At 74.3% G+C, this 26,522-nt stretch carries 27 protein-coding genes; 14 read left to right on the top strand and 13 right to left on the bottom strand.

Going from position 1 to position 26,522, the window contains the following annotated elements:
- Positions 1 to 126 precede the first annotated feature (126 nt).
- On the bottom strand, positions 127 to 711 hold the full coding sequence (locus ACZ51I_RS05950; RefSeq protein WP_468871814.1) for a TMEM165/GDT1 family protein: 585 nt from the start codon (positions 709 to 711) through the stop codon (positions 127 to 129).
- A 298-nt stretch (positions 712 to 1,009) separates the two neighbouring features.
- Between ACZ51I_RS05950 and ACZ51I_RS05945 the strand changes: the two genes are divergently transcribed.
- Genes ACZ51I_RS05945 through ACZ51I_RS05935 form a run of 3 tightly spaced genes read left to right on the top strand, consistent with a single transcriptional unit; the run spans position 1,010 to position 4,204 of the window.
- On the top strand, positions 1,010 to 1,621 hold the full coding sequence (locus ACZ51I_RS05945) for a TetR/AcrR family transcriptional regulator (protein WP_468871813.1): 612 nt from the start codon (positions 1,010 to 1,012) through the stop codon (positions 1,619 to 1,621).
- The gene (locus ACZ51I_RS05940; RefSeq protein WP_468871812.1) at positions 1,618 to 3,090 is read left to right on the top strand and encodes an MFS transporter; all 1,473 of its coding nucleotides are present in this window, start codon (positions 1,618 to 1,620) and stop codon (positions 3,088 to 3,090) included. The genes ACZ51I_RS05945 and ACZ51I_RS05940 overlap by 4 nt, the downstream gene beginning before the upstream one ends.
- A gap of 1 nt (position 3,091) precedes the next feature.
- Positions 3,092 to 4,204: a PP2C family protein-serine/threonine phosphatase gene (locus tag ACZ51I_RS05935; RefSeq protein WP_468871811.1), complete on the top strand. Its 1,113-nt coding sequence runs from the start codon at positions 3,092 to 3,094 to the stop codon at positions 4,202 to 4,204.
- Positions 4,205 to 4,253: 49 nt separating this feature from the next.
- Here the strand turns inward: ACZ51I_RS05935 and ACZ51I_RS05930 are convergent, their stop codons facing one another.
- Entirely contained in the window at positions 4,254 to 5,618 is a 1,365-nt protein-coding gene (locus ACZ51I_RS05930; RefSeq protein WP_468871810.1) for an NtaA/DmoA family FMN-dependent monooxygenase, read from the bottom strand.
- Complete coding sequence (locus ACZ51I_RS05925; RefSeq protein ID WP_468871809.1) at positions 5,615 to 6,730, bottom strand: LLM class flavin-dependent oxidoreductase; 1,116 nt, start codon at positions 6,728 to 6,730, stop codon at positions 5,615 to 5,617. The genes ACZ51I_RS05930 and ACZ51I_RS05925 overlap by 4 nt, the downstream gene beginning before the upstream one ends.
- A gap of 528 nt (positions 6,731 to 7,258) precedes the next feature.
- On the opposite strand from ACZ51I_RS05925, the gene ACZ51I_RS05920 reads away from it, so the two are divergent.
- On the top strand, positions 7,259 to 8,422 hold the full coding sequence (locus ACZ51I_RS05920; protein ID WP_468871808.1) for an alpha/beta hydrolase family protein: 1,164 nt from the start codon (positions 7,259 to 7,261) through the stop codon (positions 8,420 to 8,422).
- A gap of 18 nt (positions 8,423 to 8,440) precedes the next feature.
- On the opposite strand, the gene ACZ51I_RS05915 is transcribed toward ACZ51I_RS05920, so the two are convergent.
- The 4 genes from ACZ51I_RS05915 to ACZ51I_RS05900 all read right to left on the bottom strand — a co-directional run bounded on the left by ACZ51I_RS05915 (position 8,441) and on the right by ACZ51I_RS05900 (position 11,714).
- The gene (locus tag ACZ51I_RS05915; protein WP_468871807.1) at positions 8,441 to 9,025 is read right to left on the bottom strand and encodes a nucleosidase; all 585 of its coding nucleotides are present in this window, start codon (positions 9,023 to 9,025) and stop codon (positions 8,441 to 8,443) included.
- Positions 9,026 to 9,074: 49 nt separating this feature from the next.
- Positions 9,075 to 9,284, bottom strand: a complete 210-nt coding sequence (locus ACZ51I_RS05910) for a helix-hairpin-helix domain-containing protein (protein ID WP_468871805.1) — start codon at positions 9,282 to 9,284, stop codon at positions 9,075 to 9,077.
- A 115-nt stretch (positions 9,285 to 9,399) separates the two neighbouring features.
- Positions 9,400 to 10,755, bottom strand: a complete 1,356-nt coding sequence (locus ACZ51I_RS05905; protein WP_468873774.1) for a vWA domain-containing protein — start codon at positions 10,753 to 10,755, stop codon at positions 9,400 to 9,402.
- A gap of 89 nt (positions 10,756 to 10,844) precedes the next feature.
- Positions 10,845 to 11,714 carry an AAA family ATPase gene (locus tag ACZ51I_RS05900; RefSeq protein ID WP_468871804.1) on the bottom strand — a complete coding sequence of 290 codons (870 nt, stop codon included), beginning with the start codon at positions 11,712 to 11,714 and terminating at the stop codon, positions 10,845 to 10,847.
- Positions 11,715 to 12,000: 286 nt separating this feature from the next.
- Here ACZ51I_RS05900 and ACZ51I_RS05895 point away from each other — a divergent pair, with 286 nt between their 5' ends.
- Together ACZ51I_RS05895 and ACZ51I_RS05890 are read left to right on the top strand one after the other, a co-directional pair.
- Entirely contained in the window at positions 12,001 to 12,336 is a 336-nt protein-coding gene (locus ACZ51I_RS05895) for a luciferase domain-containing protein (protein WP_468871803.1), read from the top strand.
- 127 nt (positions 12,337 to 12,463) lie between these two features.
- Positions 12,464 to 13,321 carry a YhjD/YihY/BrkB family envelope integrity protein gene (locus tag ACZ51I_RS05890; protein ID WP_468871802.1) on the top strand — a complete coding sequence of 286 codons (858 nt, stop codon included), beginning with the start codon at positions 12,464 to 12,466 and terminating at the stop codon, positions 13,319 to 13,321.
- Between the two features lie 4 nt (positions 13,322 to 13,325).
- Here ACZ51I_RS05890 and ACZ51I_RS05885 read toward each other — a convergent pair whose 3' ends face one another.
- Together ACZ51I_RS05885 and ACZ51I_RS05880 are read right to left on the bottom strand one after the other, a co-directional pair.
- Positions 13,326 to 14,168 (bottom strand): ABC transporter permease, encoded by an 843-nt coding sequence (locus ACZ51I_RS05885; RefSeq protein WP_468871801.1) that lies wholly within the window; start codon positions 14,166 to 14,168, stop codon positions 13,326 to 13,328.
- Positions 14,165 to 15,073: an ABC transporter ATP-binding protein gene (locus tag ACZ51I_RS05880; RefSeq protein ID WP_468871800.1), complete on the bottom strand. Its 909-nt coding sequence runs from the start codon at positions 15,071 to 15,073 to the stop codon at positions 14,165 to 14,167. Before ACZ51I_RS05880 ends, ACZ51I_RS05885 begins: the two co-directional genes overlap by 4 nt.
- Before the next feature lie 98 nt (positions 15,074 to 15,171).
- Between ACZ51I_RS05880 and ACZ51I_RS05875 the strand changes: the two genes are divergently transcribed.
- The 3 genes from ACZ51I_RS05875 (at position 15,172) to ACZ51I_RS05865 (ending at position 17,857) form a co-directional block, all read left to right on the top strand.
- Positions 15,172 to 16,560: a sensor histidine kinase gene (locus ACZ51I_RS05875; protein ID WP_468871799.1), complete on the top strand. Its 1,389-nt coding sequence runs from the start codon at positions 15,172 to 15,174 to the stop codon at positions 16,558 to 16,560.
- The gene (locus ACZ51I_RS05870; RefSeq protein WP_468871798.1) at positions 16,557 to 17,243 is read left to right on the top strand and encodes a response regulator; all 687 of its coding nucleotides are present in this window, start codon (positions 16,557 to 16,559) and stop codon (positions 17,241 to 17,243) included. The genes ACZ51I_RS05875 and ACZ51I_RS05870 overlap by 4 nt, the downstream gene beginning before the upstream one ends.
- Positions 17,244 to 17,356: 113 nt before the next feature.
- Entirely contained in the window at positions 17,357 to 17,857 is a 501-nt protein-coding gene (locus ACZ51I_RS05865) for an NUDIX domain-containing protein (RefSeq protein WP_468871797.1), read from the top strand.
- A gap of 52 nt (positions 17,858 to 17,909) precedes the next feature.
- Here ACZ51I_RS05865 and ACZ51I_RS05860 read toward each other — a convergent pair whose 3' ends face one another.
- On the bottom strand, positions 17,910 to 18,431 hold the full coding sequence (locus ACZ51I_RS05860) for an AMIN-like domain-containing (lipo)protein (protein WP_468871796.1): 522 nt from the start codon (positions 18,429 to 18,431) through the stop codon (positions 17,910 to 17,912).
- Positions 18,432 to 18,540: 109 nt separating this feature from the next.
- On the opposite strand from ACZ51I_RS05860, the gene ACZ51I_RS05855 reads away from it, so the two are divergent.
- The 3 genes from ACZ51I_RS05855 to ACZ51I_RS05845 all read left to right on the top strand — a co-directional run bounded on the left by ACZ51I_RS05855 (position 18,541) and on the right by ACZ51I_RS05845 (position 20,056).
- A complete protein-coding gene (locus ACZ51I_RS05855) occupies positions 18,541 to 19,188 on the top strand; it encodes a DUF6629 family protein (protein ID WP_468871795.1) in 648 nt (215 codons plus the stop codon).
- A 30-nt stretch (positions 19,189 to 19,218) separates the two neighbouring features.
- Positions 19,219 to 19,434: a hypothetical protein gene (locus tag ACZ51I_RS05850; protein ID WP_468871794.1), complete on the top strand. Its 216-nt coding sequence runs from the start codon at positions 19,219 to 19,221 to the stop codon at positions 19,432 to 19,434.
- 124 nt (positions 19,435 to 19,558) lie between these two features.
- Positions 19,559 to 20,056 (top strand): peptidylprolyl isomerase, encoded by a 498-nt coding sequence (locus ACZ51I_RS05845; protein ID WP_468871792.1) that lies wholly within the window; start codon positions 19,559 to 19,561, stop codon positions 20,054 to 20,056.
- Between the two features lie 279 nt (positions 20,057 to 20,335).
- On the opposite strand, the gene ACZ51I_RS05840 is transcribed toward ACZ51I_RS05845, so the two are convergent.
- Entirely contained in the window at positions 20,336 to 20,584 is a 249-nt protein-coding gene (locus ACZ51I_RS05840; protein ID WP_468871791.1) for a type B 50S ribosomal protein L31, read from the bottom strand.
- Between the two features lie 158 nt (positions 20,585 to 20,742).
- On the bottom strand, positions 20,743 to 23,274 hold the full coding sequence (locus tag ACZ51I_RS05835) for a SpoIIE family protein phosphatase (RefSeq protein WP_468871790.1): 2,532 nt from the start codon (positions 23,272 to 23,274) through the stop codon (positions 20,743 to 20,745).
- A 174-nt stretch (positions 23,275 to 23,448) separates the two neighbouring features.
- On the opposite strand from ACZ51I_RS05835, the gene ACZ51I_RS05830 reads away from it, so the two are divergent.
- The gene (locus tag ACZ51I_RS05830) at positions 23,449 to 24,213 is read left to right on the top strand and encodes an alpha/beta fold hydrolase (RefSeq protein ID WP_468871789.1); all 765 of its coding nucleotides are present in this window, start codon (positions 23,449 to 23,451) and stop codon (positions 24,211 to 24,213) included.
- Between the two features lie 121 nt (positions 24,214 to 24,334).
- Positions 24,335 to 25,639: a phosphoribosyltransferase family protein gene (locus ACZ51I_RS05825; protein ID WP_468871788.1), complete on the top strand. Its 1,305-nt coding sequence runs from the start codon at positions 24,335 to 24,337 to the stop codon at positions 25,637 to 25,639.
- On the opposite strand, the gene ACZ51I_RS05820 is transcribed toward ACZ51I_RS05825, so the two are convergent.
- Positions 25,623 to 26,522 carry a LysM peptidoglycan-binding domain-containing protein gene (locus tag ACZ51I_RS05820; protein ID WP_468871786.1) on the bottom strand — a complete coding sequence of 300 codons (900 nt, stop codon included), beginning with the start codon at positions 26,520 to 26,522 and terminating at the stop codon, positions 25,623 to 25,625. The genes ACZ51I_RS05825 and ACZ51I_RS05820 overlap by 17 nt on opposite strands.

Below are 26,522 nucleotides of genomic sequence, written 5' to 3'. Positions count from 1 at the left end.
CTGACGTCGCGGCCCTGGGGACCGCGCACGACCAGCCTGCCACCAGGGGCGGGGCCTCGGCCCGCCGGAGACCGGGCCGGATCCGCTCCGGGGCAGGAAGGGATGTGTGGCGGACGGGGGGTGCGCTCAGCCGGTGAAGACCTCGGTGAGGGACCAGATCGCGAGGCCCGCCATGCAGACGCCACCGATGCGCTGAACCGTCTTGAGGGGGACGCGCTTGGCGATGAAGCGGCCGGCGACCAGGGCGAGCGCGGAGACCGTCGTCAGGGCGGCGAAGGAACCGATCGCCGTCGACCAGGTGCCGTTGGTGGCGGCCAGGTTGGCGGTGGTGATCTGGGTCAGGTCGCCCCACTCGCTGATGAAGACGGCCATGAACGCGGTCGAGAAGACGGGCCAGAAGCCGCTGACCGTCCGGCCGCCCTCGTCGGACTCGTCGTCGTCGCCCCCGCCGCGCAGCAGCATGAACGCGCCGAAGCCGAACATCAGGGCCGAGACCAGTTTGACCGTCCAGCCCGGGAGCAGCCCGAGCAGGCTGCCGGCGCCCACCGCGATGGCGACGTGGGCCAGGAAGGCGGTGGAGGTGCCGATCCACACGTACAGCGGACGCATGCGCGTGCCCATGGCGAGCGACGCGAACATCGTCTTGTCGGGAAGCTCGGCGAGGAAGATCAGCCCGAAGGCGGTGAGGATCGCCAAGGGGTCGAGGTGCATACCGGAACTCTCTGCTCGATCCGGGCCCCGTGGCTCCGCACGACACCTCGGTGGGCGACGGGAGGACCACTCGGCCCGGCATGACGGACCACGCCCACGGGAACGCGGACGTGGCTGTTGCCTGGCCGAAGGTCTCGCCCGTCCGCGTCGTGCGCGGACCCGGTCACCGGGAACCCGGGGGCTCCAGTGTGTCGACGACCGGTTCGCGGGGCTACTCCCCTTCGCTTGCGCCCAGTGTAAGGGATCGGGGCGCCAAGGAGGGTAGACACTGTCTACTCGGCCTTGGTAGACAGTGTCTATGTCCCTGCATGAGAACGGCCACGAGGATGAGAACCGGCACGAGGACGGGCTGCGCGCCCGGCTCGTCCGGGCCGGCGTCGAGCTGGTGAACGCCGAGGGCGCCCCGGCGCTCTCCCTGCGCGAGATCGCCCGCCGCGCCGGGGTCTCCCACGGAGCCCCCCGGCGGTACTTCCCGACCCACCTGGACCTGCTGTCCGCCATCGCCCGCCAGGGCTTCGCCGAACTGGCCGCACGCGTCAGCGAGGCGGACGCCGGGACCGCCCCGCCACGCGAGCGGATCGCGGCGCTCGCCCGCGTCTACCTCGACTACGCCGGCTCGCGGCGCGGGATGTACGAGCTGATGTTCCGGCACGACCTGCTGGAGAGCGGCCGCCTCGGGCTGCGCGAGACCAGCCTGCCGCTCTTCGCCCACCTCACCGGGCTCGTCGCGCAGGTCCGCCCGGGGGCCGACCCCGTCCTCCTCGCGGGCGCCCTCTGGGCCAACCTGCACGGCATCGCCCAGCTCTGGCACTGGGGCAGCCTCCGCCTCGCCACCGGCGGTGACGACCCGGGCCCCCTCCTGGCCACCGCGCTCGACGCCCACCTCGGACCCGCGGAGCCCGCGCTGTGAACCACACCCGGGCCAGGAAGCGCCTCCTCGCCGCGAACCGCCCCGGCGCCGCGCACCGCACCCTCGCCTGCAGCGTCGTCGGCGCCGCCGTCGTCGCCCTCGACGGCACGGTCCTCACCGTCGCGCAGCCCGCCCTCCAGCGCGATCTGCACGCCGACGTCGGTCAGGTGCAGTGGACCAGTACCGGCTACCTCGTCGCCGTCGCGAGCCTCCTCGTCTTCGCGGGCCGCCTCGGCGACCGCTACGGCCACCGCCGGGTGTTCGCCCTCGGCGCCCTGGGCTTCGCCGCCGCCTCCACCGGAATCGCCCTCGCCCCCGGCATCGGCACCGTGATCGCCCTGCGCGTGCTCCAGGGCGTCTGCGGCGCGCTGCTCCAGCCCGCCACCCTCGGCATGCTGCGCACCGCATTCCCACCCGAACGGCTCGCGACGCCGATCGCCGTCCGCACCGCCGCCATCGGCCTCGCCGCAGCGGCCGGCCCGCTCATCGGCGGCGCCCTGGTCTCCTCGTACGGCTGGCGCGCGGTCTTCCTGCTCGGCGTGCCCCCGACCCTCGCGATCGGCCTGCTCGCCCTGGTCCCGCCCGGTCACCGAGCGGCGGACACCCCCGGTCGCCCGGCCTCCGGCCCCGCCGCGCTCGACCCGCTCGGCGCCCTCCTGCTCGCCGCCACGCTCGGCCTGCTCGTCCACGGACTCGACGAGGCGTCCCGACCCGGCGGCACCGGGACCGCCACCCTCGCCTGCGGCGCGGCTCTCGGCACCGTGGCGGTCTTCGTCCGGCACGAGCGGCGGGCCCCGCACCCCCTCCTGCCCCCGGCGCTGCTCAGGAGCGTGCCGGTCGTCGCGGGGCTCGCCGTGCTCCTCGCCGCCTCGGCGGCCCTCTTCGGCGCGCTCTTCGTGACGACGTACTTCCTCCAGGACGTCCAGGGACTCGACCCCCTCGGCTGCGCGCTGCGCGTCCTGCCCCTCGCCGTCCTCATGATCCTCGGCGCGCCGCTCTGCCCTCCGCTCCAGCGCCGCTTCGGCCCCCGGCGCACCGCGACCGCCGGGGCCGCGCTGCTCACGCTCGGGCTCCTGCTGCTCTCCCGGCTCGACGTGACGGCCGGCGCGGGCGCCGTCTGCGCCGCCTCGGCGCTCCTCGGCGCCGGGTTCGTCACGCTCATGGTCACCGCGACCTCCGTCGTCGTGCACCGCGCCCCCAAGGCCCACGCCGGGGTCGCCGGCGGCCTCCAGCAGACGGCGATGAACGTCGGTCCTGCGCTCGGCGTCGCCACCGCGACCCTCCTGCTGACCCTCGCACCGGACGGCGGCTTCGTACCGGCCCGGGGCGCGGCCCTCCCGGCCCTGACCCTGATCGCCGCGCTCGCCCTCCCCGCCGCCCTCGCCCTGCCCGGTCGCGCCGATCCCCGGGGGACACGCCCGGAGCCCACGGCACCCGGGGCCGCCCGGCGGCCCTGCGTACGATCATGAGATGCCCGCAGCCGGTCACCGTCGCCCTCCCGGCACGGGGACACGCACCCAGTTCAACCTCGGTCGTGCCCTGCCCTTCCTGGCCCTCGTCCTGACGGTCGCCGCCGACCTGGCCACGCCCGACCGGGAACGTTTCGACCGTCTCCTGGTCGCCGCACCCGCCCTCGCGGCCGTCACCTGGAGCGTGCGCGGGACCGTCGGCATCGGGCTGCTCGCCATGGTCGTCCGCGTGCTCCTCGACCCCGCCCGGGACTCGGCGTCCCTCCACGAACTCCTCACGAGCGAGGCCGTGCTCGCGGTGACGACCGCCGCCGCGGCCTGGGTCAGCCGGGTCAGGACCCGCTACGAGCAGGACCTGCGCGAGGTCACTGCCGTCGCCGAGGTGGTCCAGCGGGTCGTCCTGCGCCCCCTGCCGGAGCGCCTCGGCCGGTTCGAACTGCACCTGCTGTACGTCGCGGCCGCGGCCAAGGCGAGGATCGGCGGCGACTTCTACGAGGCCGTCAGGGTCCCCGGCGCCGTGCGCGTCATGCTCGGCGACGTCCAGGGCAAGGGCCTCGGCGCCGTCGAGACCGCCTCCGTGCTGCTCGGCGCCTTCCGCGCCGCCGTCAACGACGCCCACGACCTCGCGGCCCTCGCGGACCGGCTCGAGGAGGGCCTCGCACGCTACGGCGCGTGGGACCCGGACTCGGACGCCGCCGAACGCTTCGCCACCGTCGTGCTGGTCGAACTGCCGGACGACCACGACGTCGTACGGCTCCTCAGCTGCGGCCACCCCGCGCCGCTGCTCCAGCGCCCGGGCGGCGTCGAGCCCGTGCACTTCGCCGACCCCTCGCTGCCCGTCAACCTCGCGGGCCTCGCCGAGAGCCACCACCGGATCGAGGAGGTCCCCTTCGGTCCGGGGGACCGGCTGCTCCTCTACACCGACGGCGTCAGCGAGACCCGCGACCGGGCCGGCGCCTTCTACCCGCTGGAGCCACGGCTGCGCGGCTGGTCCAGAGAACCGGCCGCGCGGGTGCCCGCGCTCCTCCACCGCGACCTCGCCGCCTACGGGGCGGACGGCCTCGACGACGACGTGGCCGCCCTCCTCGTGGTCCGCCCGCCCGAGACCCCCTGACGGCGGACCGCCCGACGACGTCGGAGCGCCGCGCACCCGTACCGCGGGCTCACGTCACCGGCGCGAGCCCCAGATGCTCCCGGAGCGTCGACCCCGTGTACGCCGTCCGGTACACGCCCCGCTCCTGCAGCTCCGGCACGAGCAGCTCGACGATGTCGTCGAGCCCGTCCGGCACCAGGTACGGCGAGATGTTGAAGCCGTCGACCGCCCCGTGCCGGGCGAAGCGCGCGAACTTCTCCGCGAGCCCGGCCGGGGTGCCCACGTGACCGCGCTGCGGACCGAGCTCGATGACCGTCTCGCGCAGCGACCAGCCGTTGGCGCCGGCCTTCGCGCGCCACTCGGCCACCGTGTCCAGGGTCTCGCCCAGTTGGCGGGTGCCGAACTCGCCGTTGTACTCGCCGACCACCGGATCCTCGGCGGGCAGCGGCCCGTCCGCGTCCCGCCCGGACAGGTCGAAGCCCCACAACCGGCTCGCGATGCCCAGCGCGACGGCGGGCGTGACCTGTTCGAGGCGGACCCAGCGGGCCTTCTCCTCCGCCTCCTTCTCGGTCGCCCCGATGACGATCTCGGTGCCCGGCAGGATCCGCAGAGCGTCCTCCGGCCGCCCGGCCGCCCGCAGCCGGCCCCGGATGTCCTCGGCGAAGGCCAGCGCGTCGTCGAAGTCCGTACCGTGCGCGGAGAAGATCACGTCCGCGTTGCGGGCCGCGAAGTCCCGACCCTCGCCGGAGTCGCCCGCCTGGAAGATCACCGGGTGCCCCTGTGCGCTGCGCGGGAGCGTCGGCGCCAGATCCACATCGAAGTGGTCGGTCCGCGACCGTACGCGTCCCACCGCACCCGGCACCGACCAGGACCGGGCGTCGGCGGAGCCGGCGACCGCGCCCTCCGCCCAGCCGTTCCACACGGCGCGCGCGAGGGAGAGGAACTCCTCGGCACGCCGGTAGCGGTCGGCGTGGTCGAGGAAGCCGCCGCGCCGGAAGTTCTCGCCGGTCCAGGCGTTGTGGGTGGTCACCACGTTCCAGCCGGCCCGGCCGCCGGACAGCAGGTCGAGACCCGCGAGCCGCCGGGCGAGGTCCCCGGGCTCGTTGAAGGTGGTGTTGGACGTGGAGACGAGCCCGATCCGCTCGGTCGCGGCGGCGAGCGCCGACAGCTGGGTGATCGAGTCCGGACGGCCGGCGACGTCCAGCTCGTGGATGCCGCCCTCCGACTCGCGCAGCCGCAGGCCGTCCCCCAGGAAGAACGCGTCGAAGAGCCCGCGCTCGGCGGTCCTGGCCACCCGCAGGAAGGACGCCGGATCGATCTGCGAGCCGCTGGACGGGTCCGACCAGATCGTCCAGTGGTTGACGCCCTGGAAGAAGACACCGAAGTGCAGCCGGGCGTCCGGGCGGGGCACGTCGTTCGCGTCGGCGCGGGTCATCGGGTCTCCTCCCGGACGAGCGCGGCGGCGCCGTCGGTCGTGAAGCGGCTGAGGGGCCGGGGGAGGCCCAGGGAGGTACGCAGGGTGGTGCCCGGCAGCGGGCGGGCGGCGATCCGCCGGACGAACAGCTCCGGCAGGACGAGACGGGAGAGCACCGCCAGGTCCTCGTCGAGGACGAGCGGATGCAATCGCACCCCGTCGACGCGGTCGGCGAGCTCCGTCAGAAGCTCCACCAGACCGGACGCCGGACCGGAGTACCGCAGCCGGTCGGGGCCGCCTTCCCATGGCGCATACCGCTCCAGGTCGGCGATCCGCTCCCGCGCGGTCTCGCCCGGGGTGTCGAGGGCGACCTCGATCTCGGCGAAGGCGAGTGGCGCCCCGGCGGCCGCGGCAGCCTCGCCCGCCTCGGCCGGCGTCGCCCCGCCGACCAGCGCCACATCGACGAGACCGGCCGGGACGAGACCCGGGCGGGCGAGAACGACGGGCCGGCCCTGCGGAGGGCGCGGCACGATCGACGGACCCCGGACGGAGTACGCGTCGCCCGCGAAGTCGATGGCGTGGAGGCGCGAGCGGTCCAGGTAGCGGCTGGTGGAGACCGACCGGATCACCGCGTCGTCCTCCCACGAGTCCCACAGGTCCCGTACGACCCGGAGACCGTCATGGGCCTCACGGGCGAGGGCGTCGGCGCCCTCGACGACCGGCCGCCCCCAGGCGCGCGCGGCGGCCGGATCCTCCTCGACCCCCACCACCCAGCCGGCCCGGCCGGCCGAGACGTGGTCGAGCGAGGCGAGCTGCGTGGAGACGTGGAACGGCTCGGCGTACGTGGTCGCCACGACCGGCGCCACACCGAGGACGCTCGTCGACGCGGCCACGAACGCGGCCCGCTCCACCGCGCCGATCCGTCCCACGGGATCGTTCGCGGGGCCGGGAGGGAGGATCGAGTCCTCCAGGGTGACCAGGGTGAACCCGGCGTTCTCGGCGGCGGCGGCCACCCGGGCGAGCCGACGCGGGGTCAGCAGTTCACCGGGGGAGTGCGCGGCACGGCGCCACGCGGCCGGATGGGCACCGTCGCCGTCGATCTCGACGGCCAGGTGCAGGGCAGGGCGGGGCATGGGAGTCCTTCCGAACGACAGGGACGCGCGACGGCACGGCAGCGGTACGGGACACGGCTGCACGGGGCCGGGGCGACGGGACGTCACGGGACGCGCGGACCCACGCGGTGCGGGGTCAGGCGCGAGCGGAAGGACAGATGGCCGAGGAGGTACGGCAGAAGTCGACGTGCCGGCGGCAGACCAGACGGGCACTCGAACGGGCGGGGGCATGCGCCGTGGCGATCACCGCGAACACGTGCGCCTCCCCCCGGCTCGGATCCCGTCCGTGTGTACGGACGGGGGCACGTCACCATAGGCAGGCGGCCTTCAGCGCTGTCAAGGCCGACCCGGACGGTGGAACGTCAGGACAACAGGCGGGGGAAGGCAGTCGGGGCGGCGGCCCGTCGGCCCCAGGCGTGGGGCCTCGCTGCCCATGGTCCGGATCCCGCCAGAGACTCGTGCGCCGGATCCCCCGTCAGACCCTGGGTTGATCGAAGGTCGCCCCCTGGTCGGACGCGGGCGACCGCTGCCGGCGCCTAGCGTGCTCGCATGATCCGATTCACCCGGGCGGCCGCGGCCGCCGTCCTCGTCTGTTCCCTCGCCTTACCGGCCGGCGTCGCCACGGCGGCCGACGCGCCGGCGGTCGCCGGTACGGCACAGGTGGCGCGGGCCGCCGCGCTGCCGGCCCCCACCGGTCCGTACAGCGTCGGCAGCACCGTCCTGCCGCTCGTCGACCACTCCCGTACCGACCCCTGGGTGCCCACCGACGACGGCCGCGCGCTCATGGTCACGCTGCACTACCCGGCCGCCCACGCCGGCGGCGGCCGCTCCGCCGCGTACGCCACGCGGGAGGAGGCGCGGCTGCTCGCCGAGCAGCTGGGGCCCGGCGTCTCCGGCGGCGTGCTCGCCCGTACGCGCACCCACAGCAGGACCGGCGTCCGGCCCGCGACCGGCCGGCACCCCCTGGTCCTGCTCTCGCCGGGCTTCAGCGTCTCCCGCTGGACGCTCACCCATCTCGCCGAGGACCTCGCCTCGCGGGGCTATGTCGTCGCCTCCGTCGACCACGCCTACGAGTCGTACGGGATCAGCCTCCCCGACGGCCGCACCCTCACCTGCGTCGCCTGCACGGCTCTCGAGAACGGGGTGCACGGCAGCGTCGTCACCTCGACGCGCGCCGCCGACATGCGCTACGTCCTGGACCGGCTCACCGGGCCGAAGCCCGCCTGGCGGTACGCCGACGTGATCGACGCGCGCCGCGTCGGCATGGCCGGCCACTCCATCGGCGGGGCGAGCGCGGCCACCGCGATGGCGGCCGATCCGCGCATCGACGCCGGGATCGACATGGACGGCTCCTTCTGGGAGGACCTCCCGGCGGAGGGCCTGCGGGGCCGCCCCTTCCTGATGCTCGGGACCCACGACAGCGTGCACCTGCCCGGCGGGAAGGACAGCAGCTGGGACCGGATGTGGACGGCGCTCGACGGCTGGAAGCGCTGGATCACCGTCGCCGGATCCGAGCACTTCACGTTCTCCGACGGTCCCGTGCTCTCCCGTCACTTCGGCCTGCCCCAGCCGGAGCTGCCCACCGACCGGGCCGTCGGCGTCACCCGGACCTACGTCGCGGCCTTCTTCGACCAGCACCTGCGCGGGATCCCGCGTCCGCTCCTCGACGGCCCGACGCCCGAGAACCCGGAGGTCCACTTCCAGCACCGCTGAGCCACACGCGGGCGGGGGTCAGGAGCGGTACGGGGTGTTCGCCTCCGCCCAGTCGGCCAGCGCCCGCGCGCACTCGGCGACCGATTCGCGCCAGGTGCGCGCGGCACCGTCACCGGCCTCGTCGCTGACGTGCTTCACGATGCGCAGCGGCACCCCGGCGAGCTCCGCGGCCGCCGCGAGGGCGTAGCCCTCCATGTCGACGAGCGGCGCCCGCTCCGCGAGCCGGGCGCGGGCCGCCTCGTCCGAGATGAACGCGTCACCGGTGGCGAGGACCACGTCACCGCCGTCCGGCAGGGCGAGCGGAGCCCCGTACGTCTCGCCGGTCAGCGTCGCGAGCAGCTGACCGTCGAGGTCGTGCTGCACGACCGTGCCGACGACGTGCGTCCCGGTCCAGCCCGGCCGCAGCGCCCCGGCCGTCCCGAGGTTCACGATGGCGGACGGTCGCGGTCCCCGGCCGAGGACGGTCGCGAGCGCGGCCGCCGCGTTCACCTTGCCCATGCCGGTGAGCAGGACGGGCAGCTCCGTGTCGAGGAACTGCGCCTCCTCCTTGACGGCGAGGACGAGCAGGGGACGGTCGGCCGTGATCTCTCCCAAGAGTTCCATGGGGGCCACGCTAGTTCGAGGGCCCGCTCGCCGTACAACCGGGCGGGCCTCAGCTCAGCGAAAGCCCCTGCTCAGCGAGCGCCTCGCCGAGCACGCGCAGGGCCTTCGGCCCCACACCGTGCAGGGCGGCGAGCTCGGCGGCCGGCACGTCGGCGAGCTGGGCGAGGCGCGTGTACCCGGCTGCGACGAGCGCGCGGGTCGCGGGCGCGCCGATCCCGCGCGGGAGGTCCGCCTCGCGGCTGTCGGATCCGTCGGCCATGGACCGATCGTGCCACGCCGGCGAGCCCGAGGCCGGTCGGAAGGACCGGCCGGGGCACTCGGCGCAGCCACGCCACGGCTCGCACCGCTCATACCGCCCCCGCCTGGGACGTCCGTCACACCGGCAGCAGCCGGCCGATCAGGGCGCCCAGCTGGCGCGCGTTGCGGCACGGGCGCATCTCCACGAGCTCGGCGTAGGCCGGGGCCACCGAATCGCCGGTACCCCAGAGCGAGGGTTGTTCGGGGTTGAGCCAGTGCACCCGGCGCGCGCGGTCCGCGACGAGCCGGAGGGCCGCGAGGTTCGGGTCGGCGCCGTTGGTGCGGGCGTCACCGAGGACGAAGACCACCGTGCGCGGGCCGACCGCCCCCGCGTACCGCTCGGCGAACTCCCCGAGCGCCGTCCCGTAGTCGCTCTGCCCGTGCCAGCCGGTCAGCTCCGCCTCCGCGAGGATCCGGTCGCCGAGCCCCGCAGGATCGGCCGCGCCCCGCGCGATCAGCCCGGTCACCTCGTCCACCCGGTTGACGAAGGCGAAGACCCGCACCCGGCTGAACTGATCGTGCAACGCCTGCACCAGCAGCATCGTGAACTGTGCGAAACCAGCCACCGACCCCGACACGTCACACAACAGGACCAGCTCGGGACGCCGGGGGCTGCGCCGTCGCAGGACCGGGCGCACCGGCACCCCACCGGTCGACAGCGAGCCGCGCAGGGTGCGCCGGAGATCGATCTCCCCGCGCGCCGCCCGGCGCCGCCGCGCCGCCAGCCGGGTGGCCAGTTTCCGTGCCAGCGGCCGTACCGTACGGCGCAACTCGTCCAGCTGAGCCCGCCCGGCCAGCAGGAAGTCCACGCTGTCCGCCGTCCCCGCGACCGCCCGCCGCGCGACCCGGTCACGGCCCTGCCGCTCCGCGACGCGCCGCCGGGCCTCGGTCCGCACGCGCTCCCGGAAGGCCTCGATCCGCCGCCGGATCTCGTCGTCCAGCAGCCGCTCGGTGAACTCGGGATCATCGGCCGCGACCGGCGCCCGCAGCCGGTCGCGCACCCGGGCGAGCAGCGTCTCGGGGCGCAGCCGGGAGAGGGTCTGGTACGAGGACCAGCCGTCGGACTCCGGGCCGGAGCCGTAGCCCCCGAAGCCGCCCACCGCCTCGGCGGCGAGCCGGTCGAGCGCGGCGCCGTCACCGGCGGTGAGGGCCTCCACGAGCCGGTCCCGCAGCGCCGCGAGGCCCTCGGGGGTGTTCTCGTACCCCTCGGCCGCTCCGGGAGCGCCACCGAGCGGGAAGTACAGGTCGAAGACCTGGTCGAACACCGTGCGCTGCGCCTCGCCGTGGAGCAGCGTCGCCGCGAGCGCCTCCCGGACCCGCTCACGGTCGGTGAAGCCCACCGCTTCGAGCGCGAGTCCCGCGTCCACGGTCTCGCCGGTCCCGACCCCGAAGCCGTGCGCCCGCAGCGCCGCCACGAGCCCGGCGAGCCGCACGGCGACCCCGCCCGGGGCAGCCGTACCGACCGGATACGTACCCTCCGGGTCCGCGCCCGCCGCGTCCGCACGGCCGGAGGCCGGCCGGCTCACACCGCGTCCAGGTCGAGCTTGGCCGCCGCCTTCACGATGTCCTCCTGGTGCTTGAGGAGGACCCCGAGAGTCTCCCGTACGACCCGCTCCTCCAGCCGGTCCGCGCCGAGCGCGAGCAGCGTGCGGGCCCAGTCGATCGTCTCCGACACGGACGGCACCTTCCGCAGGTCCATCGCCCGCAGCGCTCCCACGACCCGGACGACGGACGCGGCGAGCCCGGCGTCGAGGCCGGGCACCTTGAGGGTCACGATCCGGCGTTCCAGCTCCTCCTCGGGGAAACCGATGTGCAGGAACAGGCAGCGCCGCCGCAACGCCTCGGACAGCTCGCGGCTGGCGTTCGAGGTGAGCACGGTGAACGGCCGCCGCGTCGCCGTGATCGTGCCGAGCTCGGGCACCGTCACCTGGAAGTCGCCGAGCACCTCGAGGAGCAGCCCCTCCACCTCGACGTCGGCCTTGTCGGTCTCGTCGATGAGCAGCACCGTCGGCTCCTCGGACCGGATCGCCGTGAGCAGCGGCCGGGGGAGCAGGAACTCCTCGCCGAAGATGTCCGTCCGCGTCTCGTCCCAGGACTCGCCCCGCCCGGCCGTGATCCGCAGGAGCTGCTTGGCGTGGTTCCACTCGTAGAGGGCGCGGGACTCGTCGACGCCCTCGTAGCACTGCAGCCGGACCAGACGCGCCCCGGCGACCTCGGTGACGGCCTTGGCGAGCTCCGTCTTGCCGACGCCGGCCGGGCCCTCGACGAGCAGTGGCTTGCCCAGCCGGTCGGCGAGGAAGACGGTGGTGGCGACGGCCGGCGACGCCAGGTAGCCGGTCGTGGCGAGCCGCTCGGCGACGTCGTCGACGGAGGTGAAGAATCCGGTCGTCATGGTTGTCCCCCCGGGGAGCGGAATCTCGTACTGGCCGGTAGCCTCAGCTGTACTTGATCAGATCGGGCACCCCCGCACAACCGTTCCGAGCGGACTCCGTGCCGCCCCGCGCCATGACACAGAGTCACATCACCCCCACGCGCCGCCGTGACACACGGTCACACCACCCCCGCCGACGACCTGTTTCACGCCGTGGCGGGATTCTTGCGGCAGGACGCTTGTGCGGGGACCCGGGGCCCGGCACGCTCCTCGTATGAACACGGCCAGGCATGCCAGTGAACGACTGATGAGCTGGCCCTCGCTTACCCCCGGCCGCGCCCATTGCGGCGCCGAGCTCGGACTCGGCACGGGGACGCAGGAGATCGTCCACTTCCACGGCGAGCACGAGGCGGACGTCCACCTCACCCGCGCCATGGTCGCGAAACTGCGCCCGGCCCTCCTGGGGTCGAGCGCGGTGCGGCTGCGGGCCGGCTCCGGCTGGGTGACGGTCCGTCTGGACATGGGCTCGGACATCGACCTGCTCGCCACTCTGGTGAGCGCCGCCCTCTTCCAGGCCAACGGCGTCCCCGACGTCGCCCCGGACAGCTGCACCCGCACCCGCCCCGTCCCCGGCTCCCGCTGACGGCCGGGCGCGCGCTCCATGGCGGAACCGGGAACGGTCCACCTCCACCCGCGACATCACGGCCCGCCCCACCCGTTCGGCCCCCACCCTGCGATGCCGCGCCGCGCGGCCGGGTACCTCACCAGGCATGCCCTCCACACCCGGTCCGCCGCACGACGGTGCCCCCGCCGAACACGGCCACTGGTTCGCACGACTCCACGCCCGCGTCCTCGCCTCGTCCGTCGGCCTCGCCTGGAGCCGCGGCCGGGCCATGGAACTCATGCACCGCGCCATGGGCTTCGCGGCGCTCAGCCTGCTCACCCTCGTCCCCCTGCTCATCGTCGTCGCGGCGGCCGACCTCGCCAGCGGCCACGGCTTCGCCCGCTGGCTGGTCCAGGGCCTCGGAGTCACCGAGGTCTCACAGGAGGAGGTCGAGCAGCTTTTCGGGCAGCCGGGGCAGGCACTGCAACGCACCACGGCCTTCGGCCTCGCCGCCCTCGCCGCCTTCGGCGTCACCTTCGGATCCGCCGTACAGACCGGCTATGAGCGGGCCTGGGACCTCCCCACCGCCCGCTGGCACACCATGTGGCGGCACGTCGTCTGGCTCGCCGTCCTCGTCGCCTCCCTGCTGCTCTTCGTCGCCTTCCCCGCACCCGAGAACGCCCCGGCCGGCATCACCCTCCTCGTCGCCGTCGGCGACCTGCTCGGCACCTTCCTCTTCTTCTGGTGGTCGCAGCGCTTCCTGCTCTGCGGCCGCATCCGCTGGCGCGCCCTCGCGCCCGGCGCCGTGCTCACCGCGCTCGGCCTCCTCGGGCTGCGGGTCTTCTCGCAGCTGGTCTTCTCGCCGCTGATCGCCTCGAACGCCGTGACGTACGGCGAGTTCGGCACCGTCCTCGTCCTCCAGTCGTGGCTCGTCGGCGTCGGCTTCGTCGTGTACGGAGGCGCCCTCGTCGGGCGCCTCGTCCACGAACACCTCGTCCGCCGCCGACTGCGGCGCCCCCGGTGAACCCCTACTGGTCCCGGCGCCGCACGGCGAGGACCGTCACCGCAGCCCCGCACAGCACCCACAGCGCGTACACCAGCCACGCGCCCCCCGCCGACCAGGGGAACAGCTCCACGCCGGGCGGTCCCGCGTCCGCGAGCCGCTGCCAGGCGTGCAGCGGGGTCGCGTGCCCGAGCACCGCGGTCAGGTGACGCCGGTCCGACAGCACCGCCGGCACCAGCAGGAGCAGGACCACCGCGCCCACGATCGAGAGCGCGCTCCTCCGCAGCAGCGCGCCGATCGCCATCCCGGCCACCGCGCACACGGGGGCGAGGAGGGCCGAGGCCACGACGATGCGCGGCGCTCCCGGGTGGGTGATCGGCAGCCCGATGTCCCGGGCCGACAGCATCGCCTGCGTCGACCAGAACGACGCCCCCGCGACTACCGCCCCGAAGGCGGCCTGCACCACCGTCACCACCAGCACCTTCGCCGCCATGAGCGCGCCCCGCGCCGGCACCGCCGTGAACGTCGTGCGGATCAGACCGCTCCCGTACTCACCGACCACCGCGACCGCCCCCATCGCGGCCGAGGCGAGGATCAGGATCAGTGCCGCGTTGTACGTGAAGGCGTCCCACAGCGCCATGTCGTTCGCCACGAACTCGGCCCGGCTCGCCGCGTCGTACTGGAGCCAGTACCGGTAGTGGTCCCAGGCGGTACCGACGTTGAAGGCGACCACGGCGAGCGCGCCCAGCAGCAGCGACCAGCCCGTCGAGCGCAGCGACCACAGCTTCAGCCACTCCGACGCCACCAGGTCGCGGAAACGGGCACGAGGCTCCCCCACGGAGGCCACGGGAAGATCGAGGGTCGTCATCGGGCGTCTCCTGCCAGGTACTCGACGCTGTCGGCGGTCAGTTCCATGAACGCCTCCTCAAGGGAGGCCGTACGGGTGGTCAGCTGGTGGAGCGGCACCCGGTGCTCCAGGGCCAGAGCGCCGATACGGGCAGCCGGGAGCCCGGTCACCGTCAGCAGACCCGACTCCTCCTCGACCTCCGCGCCCTCCGCGAGCAGCAGCGCCGTCAGGCCCGCGCGGTCGGGCGTACCGACCGTCACGCTCAGGCGCCGGCCTCGCGCGGCGAACTCCGCCAGACTCTCCGCCGCGATCAGCGCGCCCCGGCCGATGACCACCAGCTCGTCCGCCGTGTGCTCCATCTCCGTCATCAGATGACTCGACACGAAGACCGTGCGGCCTTCCGCGGCCAGCCGCCGGAACAGCCCCCGCACCCACTTGACGCCCTCCGGGTCGAGACCGTTCAGCGGCTCGTCGAACAGCAGCACCGGCGGATCGCCGAGCAGCGCCCCGGCGATGCCGAGCCGCTGCCGCATGCCCAGCGAGTACCCGCCGATCCGGCGCCCGGCCGCCCCCGCCAACCCGACCTCCTCCAGGACCTCGTCGACCCGGGAGCGCGGAATGCGGTTGCCACGCGCCAGAACCGCCAGATGCGCCCGCGCGGTGCGGCCGCCGTGCACGTCCCCGGCGTCGAGCAGCGCGCCGACGTGCCGCAGTCCGCGTCGCCGGTCCGTGAAAGGCCGTCCGTCGACCGTCACCGAACCGCTCGTCGGCGTGTGCAGGCCCAGGATCATCCGCAACGTGGTGCTTTTGCCCGAGCCGTTCGGGCCGAGAAAGCCGGTGACCCGGCCCGGCCGGACGGTGAAGGTGAGCGCGTCGACGGCGGTCGTGACGCCGTAGCGCTTGGTGAGTTCCCTGACTTCGATCATGGGCACCACCGTGCCGCCCGGGCCCCGCCCCGGGCATCGGACCAGCACGGACAATCGGCGGCGGTCCCTGTCACCCCAGGTCGTACACCCACGGTCCGATGCCCGCGGGAGAGACCGCCCTTTACGATCACCGCATGTCCGCCACCCCGTCAGCACCGTTCTACAAGAGGGTCACCCCCGGCGGCTGGGCCGCCGTCGCCTGGGGCGCGGGCATCGCCTTCACGGCCCTCCTCCGGATCCCCGTGCCCGGCCAGGAGGGGCCCGACGTCCTGCCCGGCTTCGTCATCCTGCGCTGGGACGGCCTCGTCATGCTGGCCGTCGCCACCCTCCTGACCCTGCGCGGGAGCGTCCTCCTCGCTCGACGTCCGACCGCCGCCCTCCACCACCTCCTCGTCGCCTCGGTCATCGCCTCCACCCCCCTCGGCGTCACCGCCATCCCCTTCGCCCAGTACCTCGCGGTCGACGTCGCGCTCTACGCCATCGCCGCCGCCCGCCCACGCCCCGAGGCCCGACGGGCGCTCCTGCTCGCCCTCGGTCTGCTCGTCGTCTACGTGGCCGTCCGTCTGCTCGCCGGCTGGAGCGCCGGCACCACGAGCGTCCTGGCGGTCGCCCTGACCGCCCTCGTGGCCTGGCTCCTCGGCCGCTCGGAGGGGCAGGCCCGGGAGTACGCGGAACGGAGCCGCACCCAGGCCGCCGAACAGGCCGTCACGACCGAACGCCTTCGGATAGCCCGCGAGATGCACGACACGGTCGCCCACAGCATCGGCATCGTCGCCCTCCAGGCCGGGGCCGCCCGCCGGGTCATCGAGACCCAGCCCGAAGCCGCCCGGCAGGCGCTCACCGAGATCGAGACGGCGAGCCGCGAGACCCTCGCGGGCCTGCGCCGGATGCTCGGCGCGCTGCGTACGGAGGACACGGACGGGGGGACGGGGGCGGCGGGCGCACCACCCGAAGGGGACCTGACCCCGACCTGCACGACGGCAGCCACCACCCGTACGACAGCCGCGGTCGGCGGGACCGCGACCGCCCCCTGTCGTACCGCGATCCCCGCCGACGTCCGGGGACTTCCCGAGATGCCCGGCCTAGCCGCCCTCGACCGGCTCGCCGAACTCACCGGGAGCGCCGGCGTCCGGGTCACCGTCCGCCGGGTCGGAGCCCCGGCCCCGCTGCCGCCGGACATCGACCTCTCCGCGTTCCGGATCGTCCAGGAGTCCGTCACCAACGTCGTACGGCACTCGGGCGCCGACTCCTGCACGGTCACCGTGGACCACCGCGACCCCGGGTCCCTCGCCGTCACCGTCGAGGACCGCGGCCCCGTGCCCGGCCACGCGCGCGTGAGTCCCGGACCGGGCTCAGGATTCGGCCTGACCGGGATGCGGGAGCGCGTCGCGGTGCTGCACGGGGAGTTCACCGCCGGCCCCCGCCCCGGCGGCGGCTTCCGCGTCACCGCCCGCCTTCCCCTGCCCACAGGAGTCACCGCCCGATGAGCCAGACCACCACCGCCGCCGAACAGCCGGTCCGCGTCGTCCTCGCCGACGACCAGCCCCTGGTGCGCACCGCGCTCCGGATGGTCATGACCGACACGACGGACCTCGTCGTGGCCGGCGAGGCCGCGAACGGCGCCGAGGCCGTCCGGCTCGTCCACGAGACCGGCGCCGACGTCGTCGTCATGGACCTGCGGATGCCCGGCACCGACGGCATCGAGGCCACCCGGATCATCACCGAGGGCCCCACCGGCGCCCGCGTCGTCGTCCTCACCACCTTCGACGACGACGACCACGTGTACGCGGCGCTCCACGCGGGCGCGTCCGGATTCCTCGTCAAGGACATGGCCCTGGACGACATCCTCGCCGCCGTCCGCGTCGTCGCCTCCGGCGACGCCCTCATCGCGCCCAGCGTCACCCGGCGCCTCATCAAGGAGTTCACCTCCCGCCCCACGAGCGCACCCGCCGCACCGCGCCGCCGCGCCGAAGGGATCACCGACCGCGAGCGCCAGGTCCTCACCCTCGTCGGACGCGGCCTCTCCAACACCGAGATCGCCGGCGAACTCCACATCAGCATCGCCACCGCGAAGACCTACGTCACCCGCCTGCTCGCCAAGCTGGACGCCCGCGACCGCGTGCAGCTCGTGATCATCGCGTACGAGGCGGGCCTGGTCTCCGCCGTCTGACGCTCCCGGCGCCGCTCACACGATCCGGTGATCCACTCGCGAGCCGCCGGCCGGGCCGCCCCGGACCGCTTGGATGGAGACGACCCATCCGGTCCGTCGAGAGAGAGCCGCCCATGGCGAACACCTGGCTGCCGCCCGCCGAGTACGTCGACACGCTGCCCAGAGCGACGGCGTACGCCTGCCTCTACTTCACCGACACCGCCGGCCGCCCCTTCCAGCTCCGGGCCACCTACACCGAGATGTGGCAGTGGCCCGGCGGCAACATGGACCCGGGGGAGACCCCCTGGGAGACCGCCGTGCGCGAGTGCCACGAGGAGACCGGGCTCGTCTTCACCGGCGAGCCGCGCCTGCTGGCCGCCCACTTCGTCACGGACCGCGGCGAGGACTGGCCGGCCAACCACATCGGCTTCATCTTCGACGGCGGCGAGCTGACGGACGAGCAGATCGCCGCCGTCGTCCTCGACCCCGAGGAGCACAGCGAGTACCGCCTGCGGACCCTGGCCGAATGGGAGCGGGAGATGAACCCGAGCGAGTTCGCCCGGCTCGCCGAGATCGACCGGGCGCGCAGGACCGGGTCGACCGTGTACGTCGAGACCGGCCTCACCGGAGTGTGAGCGGGCACGCGGGAGGGGGCCCGTCCGGTGCGGCGGGCCCCCGGCCGGGCGGTCAGGCCCGGCAGCCCACGGGGTGGGCGATGTCGACGACGAAACGCTCCGGCGAGTGCAGCCGGAAGGTCTTGTACGCGGGCTTGGTGTCGAAGGCGGCTCCGATGGTGACCACGCCCTCGAAGTCGCCGGTGAGGGCGACCCCCTTGAGCGCGGGCAGATTGATCTTCGTCAGCCGGGGGCCGTGGTAGACGGACCGGCCGTCGCCGTCGTGGGCCGCGGCGGGGGAGAGCCTGATCTCCAGGAAGTACTTCCCCGCCAGCGGGACCCGGTTTCCCGATCCGTCGTAGTGCAGCGAGCGGACCTGATGGACGGTGACCGGGGGCATGGCGCCCCGGACGTCGATCACGAGCCGGTCGAAGGTGGCGTGGCCGCCCCAGCGGGCGTTGACGACCAGGGCCGTGGCCGGGGTCGAGGCGCTCAGGGTCGGGGCGTTGGCGGCGCCTGCCGGGATCGTGGCGCCGATCCCGGCGGTCAGCAGGATTCCCGCGGCGACGGCCGCGAGGGTGTGGCGGTGATGCATGACGTCCCCCAATTTCCGCTTCTCCGGGGACAGTGGTGTCACTGGCAGAGACAACCACCACAACCATATGGTTCCCTCCCTTATGGGAGATATAGGGTAAAAGTTCCTCATGTGCTGGAGCGCGGCCGCCGACCTCGGGGCGGGGATCGGGATCGGCGCCGTCGGCGTCACCGCCCTGGCCTCCGTACGCCGTCCCGGGGACGCGCCGCTCGCCGCCCTGCCCCTGCTCCTCGGCGCCCACCAGATCGTCGAGGCCGCCGTCTGGCACGCCGGCGGCGGCGCCGGGCCGGCCACCCTCGCCTGGGCCGTGATCGCCCTCCCCCTGCTGCCCCTCTGGGTGCCCCTCGGCGTCCTGACCGCCGCCCGCCACGCCGACCGGCCGCGCCTGCTCGTACCGCTGGCCGCCGGCCTCACGACCGCCTCCGTCCTCGCGTACCGGCTCGCCGTCCGGCCCGTCTCGGCCGAGATCCGCGGCCACACCCTCGGCTACGCCGTCGACCTGCCGCACGCGCCGCTGGTCCTCGGCGGGTACCTCCTCGCCACCGTCGGCGCGCTGCTCCTCGCCCGCGACCGGCTCCTGCGCATCCTCGGACTCCTCACCGGCCTCGGAGCGGCCGTCTGCGCGCTCCTGTGGCGCACCGAGTTCGTCTCCACCTGGTGCGCCCTCGCCGCGGTCGCCTCGCTGCTGCTGCTCGCCTGGGTCCGCGGCCGACGGCCGGTGACATCCCCTGGGGGATCCCCGCGCGGCCGGCCGTAACCCGACGGCCTCTCAGCAGTTGACCAGGGCATGAAGAAGCGCAGCATGCTCGCCATCGCCTCCCTCGCCGCAGGCGTCGTCACCGCCATCATCACCCCGCCGCCGCAGGCCAACGCCACGGAGAGCCCGCTGGCCGGCACCACGGGCCTCCTCCAGGACGACCAGGGCCCCACGGCGGTCCTCCAGGACGCCGTCGACGGCGCCAAGGGCGCCCTCCAGAACCACCAGGCCGGCGGACTCCTCTGACGCCGCGTCCCCGAGGGCGACCGGTGCCCCGCGTTCCCGACGGAGCGCGGGGCACCGGCACACCGTGAGCCGGGAGGAGGCAGCCCGTGCGCGCGCCGTACGTGTCTAATGACAGAATGTCCCCATGAGCGACAACGTTTACTTCGACATCACCATCAACGACGAGCCCGCGGGCCGCATCACCTTCAAGCTCTTCGACGACGTCGTCCCGAAGACGGCGCGCAACTTCCGCGAGCTCGCGACCGGTGAGCACGGCTTCGGCTACGCCGGTTCCCCGTTCCACCGCGTCATCCCGCAGTTCATGCTCCAGGGTGGCGACTTCACCCGCGGCAACGGCACCGGCGGCAAGAGCATCTACGGCGAGAAGTTCGAGGACGAGAACTTCACCCTGAAGCACGACCGCCCGTACCTGCTCTCGATGGCGAACGCGGGCAGGAACACCAACGGCTCGCAGTTCTTCATCACCACGATCGTCACCGACTGGCTCGACGGCAAGCACGTCGTCTTCGGTGAGGTCGTCGAGGGTCAGGACCTGGTCAAGAAGATCGAGGGCCTCGGCTCCCCCTCCGGCGCCACCAAGGCCACCATCAAGGTCGCCGACTCCGGCATCGTGAAGGCCTGATCGCCTTTCCGAGCTGAGCGGAGGGCCCGGCGCCCCCGCTCGACCACCCGGCCGGGGCGGGCAGCGCGGTCCAACGGACACGCGCCCCCGCCCCCGCCGCGTCTCCTGATCCCGGGTCCCCGCACTCCGATCGGCCGAGCGCGTGGGCCGGGCCCCGGACCCGCTCACACGGCGAGACCGCGACCGGCGCGGCCAGGACGTGCATCCGGCCGGCGGGCACGGGTCGCGCAGCGCGGCCGCCGCGCCCCCGGCGCCGTCAGCCAGGGGTTCCCCGCAGGTTCACTCCTCCTCGCCGAAGCGCCGCTGGAACTTCGCGATCCGGCCCTCCGAGTCCACGGTCCGCGCCGTGCCCGTGTAGAACGGATGGCTCTCGGACGAGATCTCGACGTCGATCACCGGGTACGTGTTGCCGTCGTCCCACTCGATGGTCCGGTCGCTGGTCGCGGTGGACCGGGTCAGAAACGCGTACCCCGCCGAGCGGTCACGGAACACCACGGGGCCGTAATCGGGCTGCTTGTCCTGCTGCACGTGTCCTCCTCGGGCTGCCGCCCCTGGGCCGGCCTGATCGGCACGGCACCCCCAGCCTCTCCGGGCACACAGCTCCCGACCAGCGCCACGGGCCCGACCGGGTGACGCCCTCCCTCCCGGTAGCCCTCCTCGGCTGCCCCTGGAACAGGGAGGACCACTCAGTGCTCCTCCGGCCACCGGGCCGCGAGCAGCAACGCGATGTCGTCCGGCCGGGACGTGGCCGCACGGGCCTCCCGGATCAGCCGGTCGGCCGTCTCCGCCAGCGGCAGCGAACCGGTCGCCGCGAGGGCCCGGCCCAGCCGCTCGATCCCCTCGTCGATGTCGCGGCCCGGCCGCTCCACCAGGCCGTCCGTGAACAGCGCGAGGACGGCACCGGGACCAAGGTGCAGCCGCGTCACCGGATACGACGCCCGGACGTCGACCCCCAGGACCATCCCGCCCGCCAGCTCCACCTGCTGCGTCAACCCGTCCGGCGTCCGCAGCAGCGGCTGCGGATGCCCCGCCCGCACCGCACGCGCGTCACCCGTCTCCGGGTCGAGCAGGACGTAACAACAGCTCGCGAACTGCCCCGGGTCCAGATCGATCAGGAGCCGGTTGGTGCCCCGCATCACGTCCTGCGGCCGGTGGCCCGCCAGCGCGAACGCCCGGACGGCGCTGCGCAGCTGCCCCATGGTGGCCGCGGCCGCCACGCCGTGCCCCTGCACGTCCCCGATCACCAGGGCGAGCCGCCCCTGACCGGTCTCGATCACGTCGTACCAATCGCCGCCCACCTCCATGCCCTGCGTGCCCGGCAGATAGCGGCCCACCGTGTCCACCCCCTCCCGCACCGGCAGCCGGTGCGGGAGCAGCGCGTCCTGCAGCCCCCGGGCGACCGCGGACTCCGAGTCGTACCGCTGCGCCCGCTCCAGGGCCTGCGCGATCAACCCCGCGAGCGCCGTGAGGACGGTCCGCTCCTCCGGAGTGAAGCCGCGCGGCGAGTCGAAACCGAGGATGCAGGAGCCCACCGGCCGACCCGAGGCGATCAGCGGAAGGAAGGCCCGCGCACCCGAGTTCGGCTCCCTCGGGAGGTCGGGGTACGCCCGCCCCAACTGCTCCATGGACTCGAAGAACAGAGGCCTGCCGGTCGTCAGCGTCTCCACGCCCGGCAGCCGGGTGTCCAGCGCCACCCCGTCGAAGGGTTCGAGGAACCCCGGAGGGAAACCCGTCTCCCAGGCCAGATAGAGGCGCCGGTCGCTCAGCAGGTAGATCGCCAGCTGCCGCCCGCCGAACGCCGGCAGCAGCTCCTCCGTCACCACCGCCGAGACCTGGCGCGCCGTCACCGCCTCGGAGAGCGCGATCGCCAGGGCCACCGGCCGGTACAGCGCGGCCGCCCGGTCACCCGGCGACGACAGGACGTCCTCCGGCCGCCGCTCGCTCAGCGCCGCGGGGGTGACGGGTGCCGGATCCTCCTCAGGGACCAGCACCATCGTCACCCCGTCCCGCCCCGGATGGAGCGAGACCGACAGCCAGCGGCCCCGTTCCGGACGGGCCAGGAACCGCACCGGCTCGCCGGAGAGCAGGGCGGCGCGCAGCTGCTCCTCGTGGAAGGGGTGACGGAACCAGGGGAGCGCCTCCCACAGCGGACGCCCCGCAAGCGCCCCGCGCGGCCGGCCGAGCAGGTGCTCCGTCTGCTCGTTGACGTAGGTGACCCGGCCGAGCCGGTCGATCGCCAGGATCGCCCGCGGCAGCCGGTCCGTGGCGTCCGAGCCGACCAGACCCGTACCGAGGTCCACGAGCGTGCCTTCCAGCCGGCCCCCGCCCGGCGGCCCCGTCCCCGACGTGGTCCGCCGCGTCCGCGCGGACACCTCCAGCAGATGCAGACCGCCGTCCGGCCCCTTCAGGCGGAGCCTGCGCACCGACGGCCGCCCGTCGGCCCCCGTCGCCTGCCGGGCCGCCGCCCACAGCGCGTACCCGTCCTCGGGTTCGAGCAGGGACGTCAGTGCCCCGATCGAGCAGGGCGAGGCGACCCCCGCCCCGAGGATGGCCAGCAGCCCGTCGTCCATCGTGACCGTGCCCGTGTCCAGGTCCCAGGTGAAGGAGCCGAACCGGACCGGTGGCCCCGAACCGGTGGACAGCTGCACGCACACCGGATCGCCCGACCACGCGACCTCCGTCCCCTGCCGGTCCAGATGGGCCAGCGTCTCGCCGAGGGCGAGCGCGCCCCGCGTCATCCGGCCCCGGTCCCGCGCATCGACCGGCACCCCCGGGGTCGGCGCTCGCAGCGCCACGAGCACGCCGAAACGCTCACGCGCGGCGACCACCGGCGCGTACAGCGAGGCGAACGGGAACGGCAGGCTCGCCACCAGCTGGGGAAAGCGCCGCATGGCCTCCTCGACGTCGGCCAGGTGGACGGCCTGCCCGGAGCGGTGGGCCTCGGCGACCGGGAACGGCCGGTTGGCGTGCATCCGCCACCACGGACGGAACAAGGGCCCCGGCAGCCCCACCAGCACCGCGAGCCGCAACAGCCCCGGAGTGCCGGAGCGCAGATACACCCCGCCCGCGTATCCGCCGACCTCCTCCACCGCCGAGAGCGCGGCCTCGGCCAGGGCCCAGGTCAGCGCGCCGGAAGCAGGCCCGTCGTCGGCTCCGTTCCCGGACGGATGCCCGGTGCCGCCCGCCGGGCCGGGGCCGGACGCGCCGTGCGAGGTCACACAGCCAGCATGCGCCCCACACGAAACAGGCCGCATCCCGGAGGCCCCCGTGGCCCGACACGCTCCCGCACGCCCCGGCCCGCAGTGTTGACCGGGCGCGTCCGCGCCGTCACACTCGGTCGTCGACCGCCGTCGTCGGCGCGCGGCGGCACGACCTCGCGAGCAGGGGGCACGATGACGGGCCAGGTTCTTCCGTACGACGTACACGGCGAAGGCCCCGGGAGGGCCCTCGTCCTGCACAACTGGTTCGGCGACCGCACCAGCTTCGCCCCGCTGCGCGCCCACCTGGACGGCACCGTCGGCACGTACGCCTTCCTGGACTGCCGGGGCTACGGCGACGCCGTCGACCACGCGGGCGCGTACACGATGGAGGAGGTCGCGGCCGACGCCCTCGCCGTCGCCGACGACCTCGGCTGGGAATCGTTCTCCGTCATCGGCCACTCGATGGGCGGCAAGGCGGCCCAGCTGATGCTGCTCGACGCCCCCGACCGCGTCCGCTCGATCATCGGCGTCTCACCGGTCTCCGCCGCCGGCTTCCCGCTCGACGGTGAGACCTGGGAGCTGTTCGCGGGCGCCGCCCACGAGCCGGCCAACCGGCGCGCGATCATCGACAACACCACGGGCGGCCGCTACGACGACGCCTGGCTGAGCCGACTCGTCGACCGTTCCCTCAACCGCTCCTCCGCCACCGCCTTCCGGGCCTACCTGGACTCCTGGTCCCGCACCGACTTCCACGAGCGCGTCCGCGACAACCCCACCCCCGTCCTGCTCGTCGTCGGCGCCCACGACCCCGCGCTAGGCAGCGAGGCGATGGAGGCGACCTGGCTGCGCTGGTACCCCAACGCACGCCTCGAAGTCCTCAAGGACGCCGGCCACTACGCCCCGGAGGAGACCCCGCAGGCGCTCGCCGAAGCCATCGAGGCCTTCCTCGCCGCCTGAGACCGCCGTTCCCCGCCGCAGCACCCGGGGCGACCCGACTTACCCTGGAATGACGGGCAGGGGACGGGGCGGACCGTTCCTCCCCGCGCCCGAGCCGCGCAGGCGGAAGGGCGGCCGGACCATGTTCTTCAGCGATCGCACCGACGCGGGGCGGCAGCTCGCCGCCCGCTTGGACCACCTCAAGGGCCATGACGTCGTGGTCCTCGGGCTCCCACGCGGTGGCGTCCCGGTGGCGGCGGAGGTCGCCGACGCCCTCGACGCGCCGCTCGACATCTGCCTCGTGCGGAAGCTGGGGGTGCCCCACCAGCCGGAGCTCGCCATGGGGGCGCTCGGCGAAGGTGGCGTACGGGTGCTCAACGAGCGGGTGCTCCGGGAGACCCACGTGGGCGACCGCGACCTCGCCGCCGTGGAGGAACGGGAACTCGCCGAGCTCGACCAGCGCGCCCAGCGCTACCGGGGCAGCAGGCCGACCGTGCCCCTCGAAGGCCGGACGGTCGTGGTGGTCGACGACGGGCTGGCCACCGGGGCCACGGCACTGGCGGCCTGCCGGGTGGTCCGGGCCCGCGGCGCCGCGCGGATCGTCCTCGCGGTCCCGGTGGCACCACACGGCTGGACGGCCCGCCTCGGCGGAGAGGCCGACGAGACCGTCAGCGTGCGCACGCCGGAGCTGTTCTACGCGATCGGGCAGTTCTACCGAGACTTCTCGCAGACACCGGACGCCGAGGTCATCGCCTGTCTGGACCGCAACAGGGCCGCGCGGGATCCCGTCGTGCGGGACACGGACGTGCGGATCCCGATCGCCGACGTCACCCTCGGCGGACGGCTCGCGGTGCCCGAGGGCGCCGGCGGCATCGTCCTGTTCGCCCACGGCAGCGGCAGCAGCCGCCACAGCCCCCGGAACCGGTCGGTCGCCGCGGTGCTCAACCGGGCCGGCCTCGGGACGCTGCTCTTCGACCTGCTGACCGAGTCGGAGGCCGCGGACCGCGCGCACGTCTTCGACACCCCGCTCCTCGCCGGGCGGCTCGCCGGGGCCACGCAGTGGCTGGCCGGTCGGCCCGAGAGCACGGGACTGCCGCTCGGCTACTTCGGCGCGAGCACGGGCGCGGCCGCCGCGCTGTGGGCGGCGGGCGATCCCGCGTCCCCGGTGAGCGCCGTCGTCTCGCGCGGCGGCCGACCGGACCTCGCGGCCGAGCACCTGGCCCGGGTGCGCGCCCCGACGCTCCTGGTGGTGGGCGGCGCGGACGCGCTGGTCCTGGACCTCAACCGCCGGGCCCTGGCCCTGCTGCGCTGCGAGAACCGGCTCGCCGTCGTGGAGGGCGCCGGCCACCTCTTCGAGGAGCCGGGCGCCCTGGAGGAGGTGGCGGGCCTCGCCACCTCCTGGTTCACCGAGCACTTCCGGCGGCAGGGGGTCAGTACGCCCCGTTGACGTTGTCGATGGAGCCGTAACGGTCGGCCGCGTAGTTGCACGCGGCGGTGATGTTGGCGACCGGGTCGAACAGGTCCATGGACGTTCCGGGCACGTGGTAGGCCAGGAAGGTCGGCTCGATGACCTGGAGCAGACCCTTCGAGGGCGTGCCGGCGGCCGCGTTGGAGTCCCAGAGGTTGATGGCCTGGGGGTTTCCGGACGACTCGCGCATGACGTTGCGGAGGATCCCGTCGTAGGAGCCGGGGATGCCGTGCTGGCCCATGATGGCCAGCGACTCCCGGATCCAGCCGTCGAGGTTGTCGGCGTAGTTCGTGGCGGCGACCGGGGCCGCCTTGACGGGTGCGGCGGGGGCGGCGACGGCCGGAGCGGCCTGCGCGGCGGAGGCGCCCGTGTGAGTGGCGGCGGGGCCGGCCGACCGGCGCTCGGAGCGGCTGGCCCGCTCGGTCGTGGCGGACTTCTTCGCCTTGGCCTTCGCCTGGGTCGGGACCGTCTTCGCGGAATCCCGACGAATCGTCAGTTCGAGACCCGGGTGAATGAGTGACGGATTGTCACCCACTGCGCTCTGGTTGGCACGGTAAAGGCTCTTCCAGCCGCCCTGAATTCCCTTCTTGTGGGCGATCAGGGAAAGCGAGTCGCCACGCACGACGGTATACGTGCGGGCGGCGGCCGGAGCCTTGGCCGCGGCCGGCGCGGCGAGGGCGGCCGGCGCCTGGGCGGCGGGGGCCTGTGCGGCGATCTCCGGGGCGCCGGCCACGGGCGCGGCGCCCGCGACGGCCGGGGCGATGAGCGGCAGGGTCAGCGCGGCGCCACCCGTTCCGACCAGGGCGAGGCCGCGGGAGACGGGGCTGCGGCGGGGGCGGCGGTGCTTACCGTGTGCAGGCAT

It is taken from the genome of Streptomyces sp. NPDC034084 (genome assembly GCF_055575535.1).
The sequence above is the reverse complement of the archived record's forward strand: the minus strand, read 5'-3'. Positions and strand labels throughout refer to the sequence as shown.

Bases quoted from the DNA above. Each gene is read 5' to 3' on its own strand.
- ACZ51I_RS05935 (WP_468871811.1), top strand. From the start codon at position 3,092: ATGCCCGCAGCCGGTCACCGTCGCCCTCCCGGCACGGGGACACGCACC.
- ACZ51I_RS05865 (WP_468871797.1), top strand. From the start codon at position 17,357: ATGGCGAACACCTGGCTGCCGCCCGCCGAGTACGTCGACACGCTGCCC.
- ACZ51I_RS05850 (WP_468871794.1), top strand. From the start codon at position 19,219: ATGAAGAAGCGCAGCATGCTCGCCATCGCCTCCCTCGCCGCAGGCGTC.
- ACZ51I_RS05915 (WP_468871807.1), bottom strand. From the start codon at position 9,025: ATGGAACTCTTGGGAGAGATCACGGCCGACCGTCCCCTGCTCGTCCTC.
- ACZ51I_RS05950 (WP_468871814.1), bottom strand. From the start codon at position 711: ATGCACCTCGACCCCTTGGCGATCCTCACCGCCTTCGGGCTGATCTTC.
- ACZ51I_RS05920 (WP_468871808.1), top strand. From the start codon at position 7,259: ATGATCCGATTCACCCGGGCGGCCGCGGCCGCCGTCCTCGTCTGTTCC.
- ACZ51I_RS05900 (WP_468871804.1), bottom strand. From the start codon at position 11,714: ATGACGACCGGATTCTTCACCTCCGTCGACGACGTCGCCGAGCGGCTC.
- ACZ51I_RS05870 (WP_468871798.1), top strand. From the start codon at position 16,557: ATGAGCCAGACCACCACCGCCGCCGAACAGCCGGTCCGCGTCGTCCTC.
- ACZ51I_RS05880 (WP_468871800.1), bottom strand. From the start codon at position 15,073: ATGATCGAAGTCAGGGAACTCACCAAGCGCTACGGCGTCACGACCGCC.
- ACZ51I_RS05860 (WP_468871796.1), bottom strand. From the start codon at position 18,431: ATGCATCACCGCCACACCCTCGCGGCCGTCGCCGCGGGAATCCTGCTG.
- ACZ51I_RS05875 (WP_468871799.1), top strand. From the start codon at position 15,172: ATGCCCGCGGGAGAGACCGCCCTTTACGATCACCGCATGTCCGCCACC.
- ACZ51I_RS05930 (WP_468871810.1), bottom strand. From the start codon at position 5,618: ATGACCCGCGCCGACGCGAACGACGTGCCCCGCCCGGACGCCCGGCTG.
- ACZ51I_RS05830 (WP_468871789.1), top strand. From the start codon at position 23,449: ATGACGGGCCAGGTTCTTCCGTACGACGTACACGGCGAAGGCCCCGGG.
- ACZ51I_RS05895 (WP_468871803.1), top strand. From the start codon at position 12,001: ATGAGCTGGCCCTCGCTTACCCCCGGCCGCGCCCATTGCGGCGCCGAG.
- ACZ51I_RS05820 (WP_468871786.1), bottom strand. From the start codon at position 26,522: ATGCCTGCACACGGTAAGCACCGCCGCCCCCGCCGCAGCCCCGTCTCC.
- ACZ51I_RS05845 (WP_468871792.1), top strand. From the start codon at position 19,559: ATGAGCGACAACGTTTACTTCGACATCACCATCAACGACGAGCCCGCG.
- ACZ51I_RS05945 (WP_468871813.1), top strand. From the start codon at position 1,010: ATGTCCCTGCATGAGAACGGCCACGAGGATGAGAACCGGCACGAGGAC.
- ACZ51I_RS05910 (WP_468871805.1), bottom strand. From the start codon at position 9,284: ATGGCCGACGGATCCGACAGCCGCGAGGCGGACCTCCCGCGCGGGATC.
- ACZ51I_RS05825 (WP_468871788.1), top strand. From the start codon at position 24,335: ATGTTCTTCAGCGATCGCACCGACGCGGGGCGGCAGCTCGCCGCCCGC.
- ACZ51I_RS05855 (WP_468871795.1), top strand. From the start codon at position 18,541: ATGTGCTGGAGCGCGGCCGCCGACCTCGGGGCGGGGATCGGGATCGGC.
- ACZ51I_RS05890 (WP_468871802.1), top strand. From the start codon at position 12,464: ATGCCCTCCACACCCGGTCCGCCGCACGACGGTGCCCCCGCCGAACAC.
- ACZ51I_RS05925 (WP_468871809.1), bottom strand. From the start codon at position 6,730: ATGCCCCGCCCTGCCCTGCACCTGGCCGTCGAGATCGACGGCGACGGT.
- ACZ51I_RS05885 (WP_468871801.1), bottom strand. From the start codon at position 14,168: ATGACGACCCTCGATCTTCCCGTGGCCTCCGTGGGGGAGCCTCGTGCC.